Raw genomic sequence first — 16674 nt, forward strand, 5'->3', positions numbered from 1 at the left:
CGTGTGGGATGATTTCGGCGCCTATGATTATATCGTCGTCGGCGGCGGCAGCGCCGGGTGCGTGCTGGCGAACCGGCTGAGCGAAGATCCGCGCAACCGCGTCCTGTTGCTGGAGGCAGGCGGCAAGGACGATTATCTCTGGATCAGGATTCCGGTCGGCTATCTCTATTGCATGGGCAATCCCCGCACTGACTGGTGCTTCAGGACCKGCCCGGAAACTTTTCTCAACGGCCGCGAACTTAATTATCCGCGCGGCCGGGTGATCGGCGGCAGCTCGTCGATCAACGGCATGATCTATATCCGCGGTCAGGCGCAGGATTATGATGGCTGGCGCCAGGCCGGGAACATAGGCTGGGGCTGGGACGATGTGCTGCCCTTTTTCATGAAGGCCGAAGATCATGTCGCCGGGCCGAGCGCGGCGCACGGCTCCGGCGGCGAGTTGCGCGTCGAACGGCAAAGGCTCCGCTGGGATCTGCTCGAAGCGTTCCGCGCGGCGGCAAGCCAATATGGCGTGCCTGAGACGCAGGATTTCAACACCGGCGACAATGAAGGGTCGGGCTTTTTCGACGTTACGCAAAGGCGCGGGCGACGCTGGAGCGCGGCCGATGCCTTCCTGCGGCCGGTGGCGAAGCGCCCCAATCTGCGGATCGAGACCGGGGCGATCGTCGATCATGTGGTGATCGAACAGCGCCGGGCGATGGGCGTCGCCTTCCTGTCCAACGGAAGGCGCTTCGTCGCGAAGGCACAAGGCGAAGTCCTGCTGGCGAGCGGCGCGATCGGCTCGCCGGTATTGCTCCAGCGATCCGGAATCGCCGACGCCGAGAAGCTACGTGCGGTCGGGATCGAACCCGTCCACCACCTCCCCGGCGTGGGCGAGAATCTGCAGGATCATCTGCAGATCAGATGCGCGTACCGCGTCGAGGATGTACCGACCCTAAACATCCTCGCCGGCTCCTGGCCGGGCAAGGCTCGGATCGGCCTCGAATATCTGCTGAAGCGCGCCGGGCCTATGTCGATGGCACCGAGCCAGCTCGGGCTGTTCCTGCGATCGAACCCGCGTTTCGCGACCCCCAATCTGGAATATCACGTCCAGCCCCTGAGCCTCGCCGCGTTCGGCGGCGGGCTCGATCCGTTTCCGGCCTTCACCGCCAGCGTCTGCAACCTCCGGCCGCAGAGCCGGGGCAGCGTGTGGATCGGCTCGCCCGATCACGCCGAGCCACCCCGCATCCAGCCCAATTATCTCTCCGCGCCGGAGGATCTCCAGACCGCGATCCAAGCCGTGAAGATCACCCGCGCCATTATCGCCCAGCCGGCGCTCGCCCGCTATTGCCCCGTCGAGTTCCGGCCCGGGGCCGAGTGCGAGAGCGACGAACAGCTTGCCGAGGCGATCGGCAACATCTCGACCAGCATCTTCCACCCCGTCGGAACCGCCGCGATGGGCGTCGATGACCGCGCCGTGGTCGATCCCCAGCTCCGCGTCCACGGCATCGCCGGCCTGCGCGTGATCGACGCCTCGATCATGCCCCGCATCACCTCAGGCAACACCAACGCGCCCACGATGATGATCGCCGAGAAAGGCGCAGCGATGATCCTCGGTCCGCGGGCATAGTACCCGATCTCGGTAGGCGATTCGCCCTCCACCGTTCGCCCTGAGCTTGTCGAAGGGCACTTGTGGGCGGAACGCAGCGCCAAGAACCCGGGCTTCGACAGGCTCAGCCCGAACGGTGGGTTGGTTCCGATCATCGCCCTGTCAGCCACAACTGTACAATGTTCTGTACAACTCGAAAATGTCAGCGCCCCGCATGACATTCCCAACACACCGACCGCGATTCAACTGCTCCGCCTACCGCGCTACACGCCACCCATGGCTACAAGCTCGGCAAATCCAGCCCCTGCTCGCGGGCACAGTCGATCGCAACCGGATAGCCCGCATCGGCATGCCGCATCACCCCCGTCGCAGGATCATTCCACAGCACGCGTTCGAGCCGCCGCGCCGCCGCCTCGGTCCCATCGGCGACGATCACCATGCCGGCATGCTGCGAATAGCCCATGCCGACCCCACCGCCGTGGTGGAGCGACACCCAGGTCGCGCCCGAGGCTGTGTTGAGGAGCGCGTTGAGCAGGGGCCAGTCCGATACCGCGTCCGATCCATCCCGCATCGCCTCGGTCTCGCGATTGGGGCTCGCGACTGAGCCTGAATCAAGATGGTCGCGGCCAATCACGATCGGCGCCTTCAACTCGCCACTCGCGACCATCGCATTGAACGCCATGCCAAGCCGGTGACGATCGCCAAGTCCAACCCAGCAGATCCGTGCCGGCAGTCCCTGGAACTGGATCTTCTCTCGCGCCATATCGAGCCAGCGGTGCAGCGGCGCATTGTCCGGCAGCAGCTCCTTCACCTTGGCGTCGGTCTTGTAGATATCCTCGGGATCGCCCGAAAGCGCGACCCAGCGGAACGGCCCGATCCCCCGGCAGAACAGCGGGCGAATATAGGCGGGGACGAAGCCGGGGAAATCGAACGCCTTGGCCACCCCCTCGTCCTTCGCCACCTGGCGGATGTTATTGCCATAATCGACCGTCGGCACGCCCGCCGCCTGGAAATCCAGCATCGCCTGGACATGGATCGCCATCGAAGCCTTGGCCGCATCGATCACCAGTTGCGGATTGCGCTCGCGGCCAAGCGCCCATTCCTCGAGCGACCAGCCCTTGGGCAGATAGCCGTTCAACGGATCATGCGCGGAGGTCTGGTCCGTCAGCAGATCGGGGCGAACGCCGCGTTCATACAGCCTGGGCAGGATCTCCGCGGCATTGCCGAGCAGCCCGACCGAGACCGGCTTCCCCTCGGCCTTCGCAGCCTCGATGATAGCAAGCGCCTCCTCGATCGTATCGGCCGAACGATCGAGATAGCCGGTGCGCAGCCGCATCTCGATCCGGCTCGGCTGGCATTCGATCGCGAGGCACGAGGCGCCGGCCATCACTGCCGCAAGCGGCTGAGCACCGCCCATGCCGCCAAGCCCCGCAGTCAGCAGCCAGCGGCCCGAAAGGTCGCCGCCATAATGCTGGCGGCCCATCTCGACGAACGTCTCATAGGTGCCCTGAACGATCCCCTGGGTGCCGATATAGATCCAGGAACCCGCGGTCATCTGGCCGTACATCGCCAGCCCCTTGCGATCGAGCTCGTTGAAATGCGCCCAGGTCGCCCAGTGCGGCACGAGGTTGGAATTGGCGAGCAGCACCCGCGGCGCATCCGCATGCGTGCGGAAGATGCCGACCGGCTTGCCGGACTGGATCAGCAAGGTCTCATCGTCCTCGAGCCGGGTCAGCGCAGCGACGATCCGGTCATAGCTCTCCCAGTCGCGCGCCGCGCGGCCGATGCCGCCATAGACGACCAGCTCCTCAGGCCGCTCGGCGACATCGGGGTGGAGGTTGTTCATCAACATCCGCAACGGCGCTTCGGTCAGCCAGCTCTTCGCGGTCAGCTGTGTGCCGGTGGCGGGGCGGATGATGCGGCTATTATCGAGGCGGGTCATGCAGGGTCCTTTGCGGCAAAGGCGAGGCAGGCCTGGAGGATGCGGATCAGCACCGGGCGGATCGGGGCGGCGTCCGGGCCGAAAGGGGCGGGCCAGTTTCCGGGCGACGGCCTTGCAGGCTCGGCCATATACCCGCGCATCGCGAGCTCCATCTGGATGGCATGCACACCCTCCGCTGGGCGGCCATAGTGACGCGTCGTCCAGCCACCCTTGAAACGGCCGTCGAGCACATGGCTCAGCCCCGATGCCGCGCATTCGGCCTCGACCATCGCCGCCAGCGCTGGGTCGCAGCTCGCGCCGGAAAAGGTGCCGATATTGAACTGGGGAAGCTCACCCTCGAAGAGCCGCGGGATGCGGCTGCGGATCGAGTGTGCGTCATAGAGCACGACCCTTGGATGAAGCGCGCGCAACCGCACCAGCTCGGCCTCGATCGCCTGATGATAGGGGGTGAACCACACAGCGCGCCGGCGCGCGATCTCGTCGTCGTCGGGTGCGCATCCATTGCGATAGAGCGGCGCGCCATCGAAGGTCGTTGTCGGGCACAGTTCTGTCGTCGCCTGCCCCGGGTAGAGCGAAGCGCCGGAAGGGTCGCGGTTCACATCGATAGCACTGCGCGAGATGGTCGTGCGAATGGTGGTCGCGCCGAGATCGGCGGCGAAGTCGTAGAGCCGGTCGATCCACCAATCAGCATCGCGCTGCGCCAGCCAAACCGAAGCGAACCTCGGTGCGATCTCACGTGGAAGGTCAGTGCCCGTGTGTGGGAAGCTGACGACGAGCGGAGCTGTGCCGCGGCGAACCTCGATGCTCATGCCCTACCTCAGCTCGTCATGCCGGACTCGTTCCGGCATCCACCGTGCAACAGGCAATGACGGTGGACATGGAGGGATGGACCCCGGAACAAGTCCGGGGTGACGGCAGGGAGTTGGCGAGGCGCTCACACCGCCACGCCCGGCAGGGCGATCCCCACCGCCTCGATCAACGCGCCCGAGCGGATGATCGCATTCGCCGCCTCCATTTCGGGGTGCATATGCCGGTCATGATCGAGCGGCGGCACTTCGCGTCGCAGCCGCGCCCGCGCGCCTTCCAGCGCATCCGAGGAGGTGAGCGGCGCGTGAAAATCGCATCCCTGCGCCGCAGCGAGCAGCTCGATGCCGAGCACCGCCCCGAGATTCTCCGCCATCTCAAGCAATCGCCGCGCGCCATGCGCCGCCATCGAGACATGGTCCTCCTGATTGGCCGAGGTCGGGATCGAATCCACGCTCGCCGGATAAGCGCGCTGCTTGTTTTCGGAGACCAAAGCCGCCGCCGTCACCTGCGGAATCATGAAGCCCGAATTGAGCCCCGGCTGCGGCGTCAGGAAAGCCGGCAGGCCGGACAGCGCCGGATCGACCAGCATCGCGATCCGGCGTTCAGCGATCGAGCCGATCTCGCAGATCGCCAGCGCCAGGATATCGGCGGCAAACGCCACCGGCTCCGCGTGGAAATTACCGCCCGACAAAGCTTCATCGGTGTCGGGGAAGATCAGCGGATTGTCCGAAACGCCATTGGCCTCATCCTCCAGCGTCGTCGCGACCTGGCGCATGATGTCGAGCGCGGCGCCCATCACCTGGGGCTGGCAGCGCAGGCAATAGGGGTCCTGCACGCGCGCATCGCCAGTCGCGTGCGAGGCGCGGATCGCCGAGCCCACCATCAGCGTGCGCAGGGCCGCCGCCGTCTCGATCTGCCCGGCATGGCGGCGCAGCTTATGGATGCGGGGATCGAACGGCGTGTCCGATCCCTTCGCCGCCTCGGTCGACAGCGCACCGGTGATCAGCGCGGACCGGTGCAGCGCCTCCACCTCGAACAGCGCAGCCAGCGCATTGGCGGTCGAGAATTGCGTGCCGTTGAGCAGCGCCAGCCCTTCTTTCGGGCCAAGCACGAGTGGCGCGAGGCCGGCCTTCGCGAGCGCCTCCGCCGCGGGCAATCGCTGTCCGCCCACGAAAATCTCGCCGACGCCGATCATGGTCGCAGCCATATGCGCGAGCGGCGCGAGGTCGCCCGACGCGCCGACCGAACCCTGGGCCGGGATCACCGGCGTCAGCCCGCGCGCCAGCATCGCCTCGAGCAGCGCGACCGTCTCGGGCCGGACGCCCGAGGCGCCCTGGGCGAGGCTGGCGAGCTTCAACGCGAGCATCAGCCGCACCACCGGGATCGGCGAAGGCGTGCCGGTGCCCGCACTATGGCTCAGCACAATGTTGCGCTGGAGCAAGGCGAGATCCGTTTCGGCAATCCGCACCCCGGCGAGTTTCCCGAAGCCGGTGTTGATGCCGTAAACCGGCTCGCCCCTTGCGAGAATGCGCTCCACTGCGGCGGCGCTTGCCGAGATCACCGGCGCGGATGCCGGATCGAGGCGAAGCTCGGCGGCGCGATAGACCGCGCGCCAGTCCGCGAGCGGCACCGCGCCGGGTTTGAGGGCGATGATGGTCACAGGCCTTTCCAGATGCGGGCGTGGAGCGGGTTATGGCCGATATGACAGACAAGCTCGGCGAGCTGCTCGACGTCCCAGATGGCGAGATCGCAGGCCTTGCCCGGCTCGAGCGTGCCGATCTCGTTCTGCATCCCGAGCGCGCGCGCGGCATTGACGGTCACGCCCCGGATGCATTCCGTGACAGTGAGCCGGAACAGGGTCGCGCCCATATTCAGCACGAGCAGCAACGAGGTGAGCGGCGACGTGCCAGGGTTGCAGTCAGTCGCCAGAGCGATCGGGACGCCGGCGGCCCGGAGCGCGGTGATCGGCGGCGCCTGGGTTTCGCGCATGAAGTAAAAGGCACCGGGCAGCAGCGTCGCAACGGTCCCGCTCGCCGCCATCGCCATGACGCCTGCGGCATCGAGATATTCGAGATGGTCGGCCGACAAGGCGCCGAACCGTGCCGCGAGCTCAGCGCCGTGGAGGTTCGACAATTGCTCGGCGTGGAGCTTGATCGGCAGCCCATGCGCCGCGGCGGCGGTGAAGACCCGCTCGGTCTGCGCCGCCGAAAAGCCGATCCCCTCGCAAAACGCATCGACTGCGTCCGCGAGTCCGGCATCGGCCACAGCCGGGATCATCGTGTCGCAGACCAGGCCGATATAACCGTCGGGGTCGCCCGCCCATTCGGGAGGCAAGGCATGCGCGCCGAGGAAGGTCGTGCGGATATTCACCTGCCGCGCCCCACCGAGGCTCCGGGCAGCGCGCAGCATCTTCATCTCGTCGGCAAGCGTCAGCCCATAGCCCGATTTCACCTCAACGGTAGTCACGCCTTCGGCGATCAGCGCATTGAGGCGCGGCAGGGCGGTTTCTACCAGCACCGCCTCGCTGGCCACCCGCGTCGCGGCCATGGTCGATCGGATGCCGCCGCCGGCGCGGGCGATCTCCTCATAGGTCGCGCCTTCGAGCCGCATCTCGAATTCACGGGCGCGGTTGCCGGCATGGATCAGGTGGGTGTGGCAATCGATCAGCCCGGGGGTGATCCAGCGGCGCTCGCAGTCGATCGTCTCTGTCGCGGCGAAAGCAGGGGCTTGGTCCGCCGGTCCGGCATAGACGATCCGCCCCGCCTGGGCAGCGATCACGCCGTCCTCGACCAGTCCAAGCCCGTCACCGACAAGCGTCGCCAGCCTGGCGTTCCGCCAGAGCCGGTCGCAGCGCAGATCATCCGGAGTCGTCATTTTGCTAGACTTGGCCAACCGCATCAATATGTCTAGACATATTCGAAAGCGCGCTGGAGAAATGTCGATGCGGACATTGTGGTTCGAAACCGCGCTGGTCGACGGCCAATGGGCCGACCGCGTCCGGCTTGAGATTTCCGACGGCCTCATCTCTGCGATCCGGACCGATGTCGCGGCGGAGCCGGGCGACGAACGCCACGCGATCGGGCTGCCCGGCCTGCCCAATCTCCACAGCCACGCCTTCCAGCGGGGCATGGCGGGGCTTGCCGAGGCACGCGGGCCGTCAGGGGATGATTTCTGGTCGTGGCGCGATCTCATGTACCGCTTTCTCGATCGGCTCGGCCCCGATGACGTCGAGGCGATCGCGGCCCAGGCCTATGCCGAGATGCTGGAGAGCGGCTTCACCCGCGTCGGCGAGTTCCACTATCTCCATCATGACGCGTCAGGCCGTCCCTATGCAGCGCCCGCCGAAATGGCCTCGCGCATTGCCGCCGCAGCCGAGACAAGCGGCATTGCACTGACCTTGCTTCCGGTCTTCTACGCTCATGGCGGCTTCGGCGGCGCGGCACCTGGCGCTGCGCAACGCCGTTTCCTGAACGACGTGGATAGCTATGCGAAACTCCTCGAGGGCTCGCGCGCTACTGTGTCGGCGCTGCCCGATGCTGTGGTCGGCGTGGCGCCGCACAGCCTGCGAGCGGTGACGCCTGAGGAACTCGGGACAATCCCGCCGCTCGCTGGAGCCGGCCCGATCCATATCCATATCGCCGAGCAGCGCCGCGAAGTGGCCGACTGCCTCGCATGGAGCGGCAAACGGCCGGTCGAATGGCTGCTCGAAACAATGCCGGTCGACGCGCGCTGGTGCCTCGTCCATGCGACCCATATGACGGATGGTGAGCGCATTGCCTTGGCGCGGAGCGGCGCGACAGCGGGGCTTTGCCCAATCACCGAAGCCAATCTCGGCGACGGCATCTTCCCGGCCGCGGCCTATCTCGCCGAGGGTGGCGCGTTCGGAATCGGCAGCGATTCGAACGTCCGGATCGATGCCGCCGAGGAACTGCGGCTGCTCGAATATGGCCAGCGGCTTCAAGATCAGGCGCGCTGCGTACTCGGCCGGCCGGAGCGGCTCTCGGTCGGGGCAAGCCTGTTCGTTGGCGCGGTACAGGGCGGCGCGCGAGCGCTCGGCGTCGAAGCAGGTATCGCGCAGGGCCGTTCAGCCGACATCGTCTCGCTTAATGCCCGCGATCCGGCTCTGGTCGGCCGCAAGGGCGACCCATTGCTCGACAGCTGGATCTTCGCGTCGCGCGGTGCGATCGACTGCGTCTGGCGCCGCGGGCTCAAGGTGGTGGAAGCCGGACGGCATGTGCGCGCGGACGCAATCCGGCAGCGCTACGCCGCCACTCTCGCCCGGCTGCTCGACGCGTGACGATCGAAGAGCGGATCAGGGGCGATATCGAAGCCCGCATCCGCTCGGGCGAATGGCCGCCGGGCACGCGCATCCCGTTCGAGCATCAGCTTGTGGTCGAATATGGTTGCGCCCGCGCGACCGTGAACAAGGCGCTGAGCCGTCTCGCGCGCGAAGGCCTGATCGAACGGCGCCGGCGGGCCGGCTCGTTCGTGGCGCATCCCCGCATCCACTCGGCAATCATCGGCGTTCCCGATATCGGCGCGCTGATCACGGCGCGGGGGGAGGCCTATCGCTGGCAACTCGCCTCCCGAAATTCCTCTTTCGCACCGCAAGAGGTCGAAACGAGAGCCCGCGGCCGATGGATGGCGCTGGAAGGCGTTCATCATTCGGGCTTGCTTCCGTTCGGCGTGGAGGCGCGGTGGATCAACATCGCAGCTGTGCCCAAGGCGGAGCACGCTGATTTCGCGGTCGAGGCGCCCGGCACCTGGTTGCTCGGCCATGTTCCCTGGACTGATGCGCGGCACCGGATCAGCGCCGCCGCCGCGTCGGCCATGGTCGCGCGCGTGCTCCGCATCAGGGAGGGTGACGCCTGCCTCCAGATTGAGCGCTGGACCTGGCGGAGCGGCGTGCCCGTCACCTTCGTCCGCCAGGTCTTCCCGGGCGATCGCTATGATCTGGTCGAGGATTTCACCCCGCGCTGATTGCCGTTCAGGACTTCCGATCTGCCTTGATCGCAACCGTCACGGTGACCGCCGCGGGCACGTCCGTCGTCGCAGCCCACTCGCCCTGGCCCACGCCGAAGACGGTACGGTCGATCGTCGCCGTTCCCGTCATGGTGGCGACATCATCTGCAATGCTGAGCGTGAAGGGCAGTTTGAGCGGCCGCGATATCCCGCGCAGCCTGAGCACGCCCACTGCCTCATAACGATTGCCGGCGAGGTGGCGGAATCGAGTCGCCTTGAAGGTCGCGGTCGGGTGGGTGGCGACCGAAAACCATTCAGTGCCCGGCAGGGCGCTCTCGGTATCGGAAACCCCGGTCGTCGCAGACGCCATGTCGATAGTGACGTTGACCGACGACATGTCGAGCGCCTCGGGGCCGAACACGATCGCCGCCTTCCATTTCCCGAAGCGACCATTGACCGGGCCCTGCGACCAGGCGGTATGGAAGCCGAGCGACGAGGCTGACTGACGGACAATCCAGGTGTCCGCCATGGCCGTCTGCGTCGTTTCGGGGGTCGGCGTGGCTTCCGGCGTAGGCGTGGCAGTGGGTGTCGCGACTGGCGTAGCCGGTGAAGATGTCTCAACTACGGGCGTCGGCGCCGGTGATGATGATGGCCCCGCGAGCGCGATTGGCGCGAGGTGGATCCGGTTGCCGATCGCCAGGATCAAGGCGAACGCCGCAATCATCGCCACAGCAGCGACGCCGAGCATCCGTCGCGGTGCCGGCAGCATCCGGGCAAGGTCGTCGCCGCGCTCGACAAACTGGTGTTTGAGCGCACCGGCGATGTGCAGGGCGAGCAGCAGATAGGCGATATACACCAGCGACTCATGGCCAAAGCCCGACAGGTCGTTGACGAACGCCTTCGTCGCCGGCGCCAGCGCCGGAATGCCTGGCACATGCGGCCAGGGCAGCATGCCGTAGAGGAAGGTTGGCACCCCCGTCTTGCTAGAGGAGACGATCAGCCAGCCGGTCAGCGGCAGGCCGATCAGCAAGACGTAGAAGCCGGCATGGACGACGGTCGCAAGCCGCTTTTCGAGCGCAGTCATCGTCGCCGGAAAGGCTGGAGCCGGCTTGGTCAGCCGCCAGGCGAGGCGGATCAGGGTCAGCAGCAGGATGGTGATGCCGACCGACTTGTGGAGCTGATAGACCGCGAATGTCTGCGGGCCACGCGACGCGTCCATCCGCAAGCCAAGGCCGATCTGGAAGGCGAAGCAGGCTGCGATCAACCAGTGGAGCAGCATCGCCACGCGCGAATAGCGCGGGTTCGTCCCAAGCGGCGGTGCGGTTTCGTCTCGCAGCTCGTCCATGCTTCGCGCACTCCGTCAATCGATCCGCCGCGCTGATATCGCAGGCTGCGTGGATCGGATAGGGGCGGCTTGAAATGTTCGCCATCGATCGGCGGTGGTTGATCGTCTATATTACCAGGAAATCGCGACGCCGGCGCGGACGTTCATCGGACGAAGCGGCGTGGTCTGATCGCGCGTTCCGAGGATGGTTGGGTTGCCGAGCGCGAAGCGATTGTCCGACTGATTGGTCAGATTGTCGATCGCCAGCGAGACATCGATATTGCGCCATTTCCAGCTGCCATTGATGCCAACCACCGCGTAGCGACCTTGGCTGATATCGAGGAAATCGCCGGGCCCGAGCACCGAGCGCCCGACATAGCGGACTAAACCGCCGACGCTGAAGCTGCTCTCGCCGCGCCCCGCCCATTGATAGGACAGCCCAACATTGCCCGCAAAGGGCGGGGTTTCCGGCAAGCGACGGTTCGCCAGGACCGACAATTGGGCGAGCGGGCCATCGAGCCGGTTGTGCGTAAAGAGGAAGGCGAAATTGGCATGGAGCCCGCGGATCGGTACCCAGTCGCCGGTTCCTTCGACGGCGACGATGTTCGCATCGCCGATATTGGCGGTAAGGGGTTGACCGCGCCGATTGAAGAGATCGGCCTGGATGTCGCTCCAATGGGCGAAGGAGAGGCTGGTGGACATGGCAAGCCCGGTCGCCCCGCCCCGCTCCATGCGCAACCCGACCTCGCCGACCCTGATCGAGTCCGATTGGAAATCGGCAATCCGCCCGACGCCGCGCGCGACCGCGATGCCGCCGGTCCGATAACCTGACTGGAAGCGCGCGAATGCCGCGAGTCGCGGCGCGATCAGCCAGGAGATGGCTGCGGTCGGATCGAAGCGCTTGGTCGATCGCCCGCGCACGAAATCCTCGGCGCGTGGCTGGGAGGAGGGTTCGCCATCCGTGCGCGCCGTTGTCGCGCGCCCACCGATCGTGATTGAAAAGCTCGGGGAAAGTGGGAAAGTGCCTTCAGCGAAGGCCGAAATGCTCTTGGTCATATTGGTGACACCGATGATGTCGGCCGGGTCTCCCGGCGAACCGAAGGACCGTGTCTGCGCGTCGCGATCATAGAGCAAGGCAATGCCCGCCACCCAGGAGATGCCGCCCGATATGGTTCGGGCCAACCTGGTTTCGTGGGTCAGTAGCAGGCTGGCATCGTTATTCTCATAGACGGTCGGGCCGAAGCTGCCCAGTGCGCGCGATGCGTCATAGAGGTCGGTGGCACGGGTGCTGACAAGGCCTGTCGCGGAGACCAGTTCAAGCTCGTTGTCCCATTTCTTGCGGACCACAGCACGGCCGAGCGCGACCTGGTTATGGAAAGGCTCGGCGAGGATCGAGCGCCGGCTGAGAGGCCCGACGCGGACCTCGGCATATTGCGCATCCGCCGCGTCGATGCGCTGGAACAGCCCACCCGTATCAACGCTCCAGCCGTCGCCGGCATCGATCCCGATCGAGAGTCGCCCGCCCACCGTGTCGGTGCTGTTGATGTTCGACAGCCGGCGCAAGGAGTCGTCGATATAGCCGCCATCGCGGACGCGATAGCCGACCATCCGGACGCCGATCTTGTCTTTCAGGAGCGGCACGTTGAGCATGCCGCTCAGATCACCTCCGACGCCGCCGCCATTGGTTGCGGTGATGCCGGCGGCAACCGAGCCCTCCGATTTCGCCAGATTGACCGGATTGGGCGTCAGCCGGATGATGCCGCCGATCGCGCCGGCGCCGTACAGCGTACCCTGCGGGCCTTCCAGCACCTCGACCCTGTCGATGTCGTAAAGATTGAGGCTTGGCTCAGGCCCGGAATAGCCGAGCTGGACATCGCCGAAATAGATACTCGCGGTCGATTGGGTCGAACCGTTGAAACTGCTGTCGGCGATGCCGCGAATAAAGATCTTGTTCCGGCCCGGCCCGAACTCCGTATTCTGGAGTATAGGGGTCTCGCGCGCGATTTCGTCCATATCGGGCGGCCTGTTCCCGGACGCGCGCGGGGTTGCTTTGCTGGCGACGACGAGGCTGCCCGGAAAGCGCAACAAGGCGACCGCCTGCTTGCTGGCGGTGACAATGATGTCAGGCGTGACCGTTTCTTCAGGCGCCGGGGCAAACCGAGGCCGGGCGACGGCCTGTGCCTGCAAAGGTGCGCGGACGACGCGGTAGCTGTTGCCGTCGATCACGATGGCGCGGTAGCCGGTGCCGGCGAGCAGCCGGTCGAGCGCTTTGCGCACCGGCATGCGCCCGGCGATTCCCTTGACGTGGATCTGCTTCAGGCCCGGCTCGGTGCTGATGATATCGGCACCGCTTTGCCGCGCGAGCGCAGTCAGCGCTGCGTCGAGCGTTGTCGGGGCAATGGAGATCGCGGGGTCGGCTGCCCGGACGGTGACGGGCAGGCACGACAATAGCAGCGCTGCAAAGATGCTAGCGCGCGTCGCCCTTGGTCGGCGAGAGAGTCCATCGCTCGCCATCGCGTCGCCACCCTGCCCCGACCAGCGCAGCAAGGTGCGGGACATCCCGCTCCGCCACGCCGGTCAGGCGAACCATGCCGGTAAAGGGCCTTATCGACAAGTCCGGGTCGAGTACCAGATCGGTGCCGTAGAGACGACGGATCGTGTCGGCGACATGCGCCAGCGGCTCACCAGCAAAGGCGAGCCGCCCGCTGCGCCAGCCGCCGATTGTGTCGACCGCGACATGCGCAAGGGTGACGCGCCCAAGGTCTTCGCGTGCGGACAGGGCCAGCCCAGGCGTCAGCTTCACCGCTTCACGATCAGGCTGAAACAGCACGGCGCCTTCTGCTACCTGGACGTCGAGTCGCCTGCCCTCACGGGCCACGTTGAACACAGTCCCGACGTCGCGCACCGTCAGGTCGCCGGACCTCAGCGTGAAGGGATCGCGCGCGTCATGGCGGACATGGAAGGTCGCTTCACCCGTCTCGAGGCTGGCAAGGCGTGGATTGCGGCGGTCGAGCTGAAGCCGGCTGCCGCCGCTCACCTCGATCCGCGTGCCGTCTGCCAACACCACATCCTGTCGCTGGCCGGGCTTGGTGTCCAGCCAATAGGGGTCGCTCGCGGGCGCAAGGGCGATCGGCATCAGCAGGGCGACAAGCCCCGCCGCGACCGCGGTACCGCCAACCGTCCACATCCAGCGACGCCGCACTGGCACTGGCATTTCGAATACATCATTGGCAGCAACGGGCGACGCGTTCAGGGCGACCGCCGGCTGTGCCGACACCAGTGTCTGATCGAGGCTGATCCGGTCGAACGCCTGCGCATGTGCTGCGTCGGCCTCGATCCACGCGACGAAATCATGCCAGTCAGGCGCAGTCATCTCGTTCTGGCGGATATGCCAGCCGATGGCCTGATCGACGATGTCGCCCCCGATACCGGTCACGATGCTAATCCTCTTCACCAGCTAGACGATGCCGCCCCGCCAAACCCTCACCCGTTACTGATCCCGTTTCATAAATTTGCCGATAAGCCCGCTGAAGGAGCTTTTCGACCCCACTTACGCTGATACCGAGATGTTCCGAGATATGCTTTTGGGGGAGCTCGTCGATCCGGAACATGCGGAATGCCGATGCCATCCGGTCAGGCATTGCCGCCAGCGTGGCTTCGATTTGCGCAAGTCTTTCGCGGGCGATCAACGTTCGCTCGATATCGGGAAGATCGTCCGCTACCGGCTGGATGTCGAGCCATGCGGTGTCGCGCGCACCGCCGCGGGCCGCGGAGATTCGCCGGTCGGCAGCAAGATTGGCGGCCATGCGGTAGAGATAGGCGGCTGGTTGTGCGACCGGCTTGGCGACCAGCTGGTCAAGCTTGATCCACATGTCCTGGAGTGCGTCTTCCGCTTCTTCCCGGCTGCCGAGCCGCGCGACCAGGAGCCGCATCAGCATCGGCCGTTCCTCGAGGAACACGGCTTTCAGCCCGCCCTCCGTCATTGCACCGCGCGGCTCTTCAAAGACGGGCAGAGCCCGGAATTATCGGCACTTCCATCGCGTCGCGGCGACTCAGGATTGGAATTCCAGGCCATGTTCTGCAGCAATGTCGCGCATCTCCATGGCGCGCAATGCCGCAGCTTCGCTCTTGCGTCCCGTCGCGATCCTATCCCCCGCCAGATCGCCCGCACCGGGATGGCACATCACGAGGTGGACGGCGCCCGGTTTGGCCAGGAAGCGCGGAAACAGCGATGCATAGTCGCTCGCGAAATCATAATGGCCGCCAAAGCTGTCATTGCAGGTGAGGCCGTGTGGCTTTGCGGCCCGTTTCAGGCCCCGCGAATGCAGGGCGTTTGCCAGTGCCTTGCCGAGAAATGGGCGCGACATCATTGCGCCAAACCTGTCCCTGCAGTTGCGCACCCAGGCATCCGGCGCGCGGCGGGCGGTTTCGGCCAGCATGATTTCGCGGATGCCCGGCAGCACATGCGCATGCTGATGACCATCGACAAAGGCCGGCGCGCGACCATGTTCGTCGATGAAACGGTCGAACTGGGCACTGATCTCGGACCTGATCTCCTCGAGCGGAAGCCGCTTCGCGATCGCGCTGCGGGCGAGCTGATTGATTGCCGGGAGATGTCCGCTGGGGGCGAGTCGGGGCATCGCCGTCAGCGGCGGTTCGCCGGTAAGCACGAGATGGAGGCCAATCTGGATCGTATCGGGAAGCGAGCGCAGCATGGCGCTGTCCCGCGCCCAGCCGGCACAGACCGCCATGCAGCTGATCGCGTTGATCCTGCCTTCAGCCGCGAGTTCTGCGATGACCCTGCTGATTTCCGGCGAAAGCCCGAAATCATCCGCACAGAGGATAAGGCGTGGCATCGTCGGAAATTCCGCTGTTCTGGCCCTCAATATGGCCGCCTGGACCTGCATTCTGGTATTGCCTTTCGCGCATGCGCTCGCTGGTTAGGCGACGCGCCCTGAGCCGTGGGCCGAGGAATTCGTAGAAGAACCGGTCGCGCCACTGCGCCGGCGCGGCGTGGTAGAGAAGCCGCTCGACAAGCGTCCAGCGGATCGAATCGCGGTCGCGGTCGCGGTGCGAGGGCATGCACCAGAAGCCGGGACCATATTCGAGCGACCCGGTCTTCACCACGCGGTGCATGATCTCATGGTCTTCAAGGACATAGTTCCAGCGGGCTGCATCGAACCCGCCGGTGCTGCGCAGGCTGGCGGTATGGAACACCTGGCCCGCGCCGCCAGTATGGCATTGGCGCGGCAACAGGCTGGCGACGATCATGATGTGCCATGCCTTGGCGATCTGTTGCCGGCGCGGCGCCCCTTTGCGGAGGAAATAGGCGCCGGCGGCGGCGCTATTGTCGGCTTCGAGCAGCTTGCCCGCCTGGGAGAAATAATCGGAGGGATACCAGGTATCGGCATCGCAGGTGGCGACAAAAGGGGTGCGGACGAGATCGAGGCCGGCGGCCAGGGCGTGGACCTTGCCGGGGCGTGGCTCGCGGATAAATGTGAAGTGCAGGCCGAGGCGCCGGCACTCAGCCATCGCGAACTCGCCGCTGCCATCAGTCGAAGCATTGTCGATCAGGATAACGCGCAGCGGCTGATCCTGCACGGCGAGGCTCTCAAGCGTACCCGCCAGAAAATGCCGCTCGTTGAAGAAGGGCAGCAGGATCGTCCAGGTGCATTCCGGGCGGCGGTCGGACTCCACCTCCTCCGGTTGCCAGGGCGAATGCCAGGCATGGAACGCCCCCGTATCAAGCAGCATTAGACGGTCCGAAATTGGTCGTGGTCGAAAAGGAAAAGCGGCCGGAACGTGGAGAGGGAGTGAAACCGGTGTTCAGGAACGATGCTCGGCCCCCCAGCCGTACGAGCACATCAAGCCTGCCGTGCGCGTCGCTCCGCGATCCGCGCTCGAAAACCGGCCTGATATCCTGACTTGCCGCTGAAAAACGCAGCGGCACATCGGTAAACGCCATTGGCGATCACTCCCCCTCCGCTTCCAAGACGATACCGCTCAGCGGTAGCCACACCGAAAAAGCGCAGAATCGAAAGATTTTGTTAG

At 65.7% G+C, this 16674-nt stretch carries 14 protein-coding genes; 3 read left to right on the top strand and 11 right to left on the bottom strand.

Translation table 11 applies throughout. The annotated features are described in order from the left end of the window. The first annotated feature begins 1 nt into the window (after nt 1). A complete protein-coding gene (locus AC1DVS_RS03940; RefSeq protein WP_478020425.1) occupies nt 2-1609 on the top strand; it encodes a GMC family oxidoreductase in 1608 nt (535 codons plus the stop codon). A gap of 259 nt (nt 1610-1868) precedes the next feature. Here AC1DVS_RS03940 and hutU read toward each other — a convergent pair whose 3' ends face one another. From hutU to hutI, 4 genes are all read right to left on the bottom strand, one after another. Further along, a complete protein-coding gene (gene hutU / locus AC1DVS_RS03945) occupies nt 1869-3530 on the bottom strand; it encodes a urocanate hydratase (protein WP_478020427.1) in 1662 nt (553 codons plus the stop codon). Next, nucleotides 3527-4339, bottom strand: a complete 813-nt coding sequence (hutG, locus tag AC1DVS_RS03950; RefSeq protein WP_478020429.1) for an N-formylglutamate deformylase — start codon at nt 4337-4339, stop codon at nt 3527-3529. Before hutG ends, hutU begins: the two co-directional genes overlap by 4 nt. Before the next feature lie 125 nt (nt 4340-4464). Continuing rightward, nucleotides 4465-5997 (bottom strand): histidine ammonia-lyase, encoded by a 1533-nt coding sequence (gene hutH, locus AC1DVS_RS03955; protein WP_478020431.1) that lies wholly within the window; start codon nt 5995-5997, stop codon nt 4465-4467. Continuing rightward, nucleotides 5994-7193, bottom strand: a complete 1200-nt coding sequence (gene hutI / locus AC1DVS_RS03960; protein WP_478021251.1) for an imidazolonepropionase — start codon at nt 7191-7193, stop codon at nt 5994-5996. The genes hutH and hutI overlap by 4 nt, the downstream gene beginning before the upstream one ends. Nucleotides 7194-7278: 85 nt before the next feature. Here hutI and AC1DVS_RS03965 point away from each other — a divergent pair, with 85 nt between their 5' ends. Continuing rightward, nucleotides 7279-8634 carry a formimidoylglutamate deiminase gene (locus AC1DVS_RS03965; RefSeq protein WP_478020433.1) on the top strand — a complete coding sequence of 452 codons (1356 nt, stop codon included), beginning with the start codon at nt 7279-7281 and terminating at the stop codon, nt 8632-8634. Further along, entirely contained in the window at nt 8631-9317 is a 687-nt protein-coding gene (locus AC1DVS_RS03970; RefSeq protein WP_478020435.1) for a UTRA domain-containing protein, read from the top strand. Before AC1DVS_RS03965 ends, AC1DVS_RS03970 begins: the two co-directional genes overlap by 4 nt. A 7-nt stretch (nt 9318-9324) precedes the next feature. On the opposite strand, the gene AC1DVS_RS03975 is transcribed toward AC1DVS_RS03970, so the two are convergent. From AC1DVS_RS03975 to AC1DVS_RS04005, 7 genes are all read right to left on the bottom strand, one after another. Next, nucleotides 9325-10644: a YceI family protein gene (locus tag AC1DVS_RS03975; RefSeq protein WP_478020437.1), complete on the bottom strand. Its 1320-nt coding sequence runs from the start codon at nt 10642-10644 to the stop codon at nt 9325-9327. Nucleotides 10645-10755: 111 nt separating this feature from the next. Beyond that, on the bottom strand, nt 10756-13182 hold the full coding sequence (locus AC1DVS_RS03980; protein WP_478020439.1) for a TonB-dependent receptor: 2427 nt from the start codon (nt 13180-13182) through the stop codon (nt 10756-10758). Further along, nucleotides 13091-14059: a FecR family protein gene (locus AC1DVS_RS03985; RefSeq protein WP_478020441.1), complete on the bottom strand. Its 969-nt coding sequence runs from the start codon at nt 14057-14059 to the stop codon at nt 13091-13093. The genes AC1DVS_RS03980 and AC1DVS_RS03985 overlap by 92 nt, the downstream gene beginning before the upstream one ends. A 4-nt stretch (nt 14060-14063) precedes the next feature. Continuing rightward, nucleotides 14064-14606, bottom strand: coding sequence for an RNA polymerase sigma factor (locus AC1DVS_RS03990; RefSeq protein ID WP_478020442.1), 543 nt, complete (start codon nt 14604-14606; stop codon nt 14064-14066). Nucleotides 14607-14675: 69 nt separating this feature from the next. Further along, nucleotides 14676-15479, bottom strand: a complete 804-nt coding sequence (locus tag AC1DVS_RS03995) for a ChbG/HpnK family deacetylase (RefSeq protein ID WP_478020443.1) — start codon at nt 15477-15479, stop codon at nt 14676-14678. Then, on the bottom strand, nt 15451-16377 hold the full coding sequence (locus tag AC1DVS_RS04000; RefSeq protein WP_478020444.1) for a glycosyltransferase family 2 protein: 927 nt from the start codon (nt 16375-16377) through the stop codon (nt 15451-15453). Before AC1DVS_RS04000 ends, AC1DVS_RS03995 begins: the two co-directional genes overlap by 29 nt. Next, a complete protein-coding gene (locus AC1DVS_RS04005; protein WP_478020446.1) occupies nt 16367-16588 on the bottom strand; it encodes a hypothetical protein in 222 nt (73 codons plus the stop codon). Before AC1DVS_RS04005 ends, AC1DVS_RS04000 begins: the two co-directional genes overlap by 11 nt. Between the last annotated feature and the right edge of the window lie 86 nt (nt 16589-16674).

The organism is Sphingomonas sp. P3_C5 (assembly GCF_056402635.1).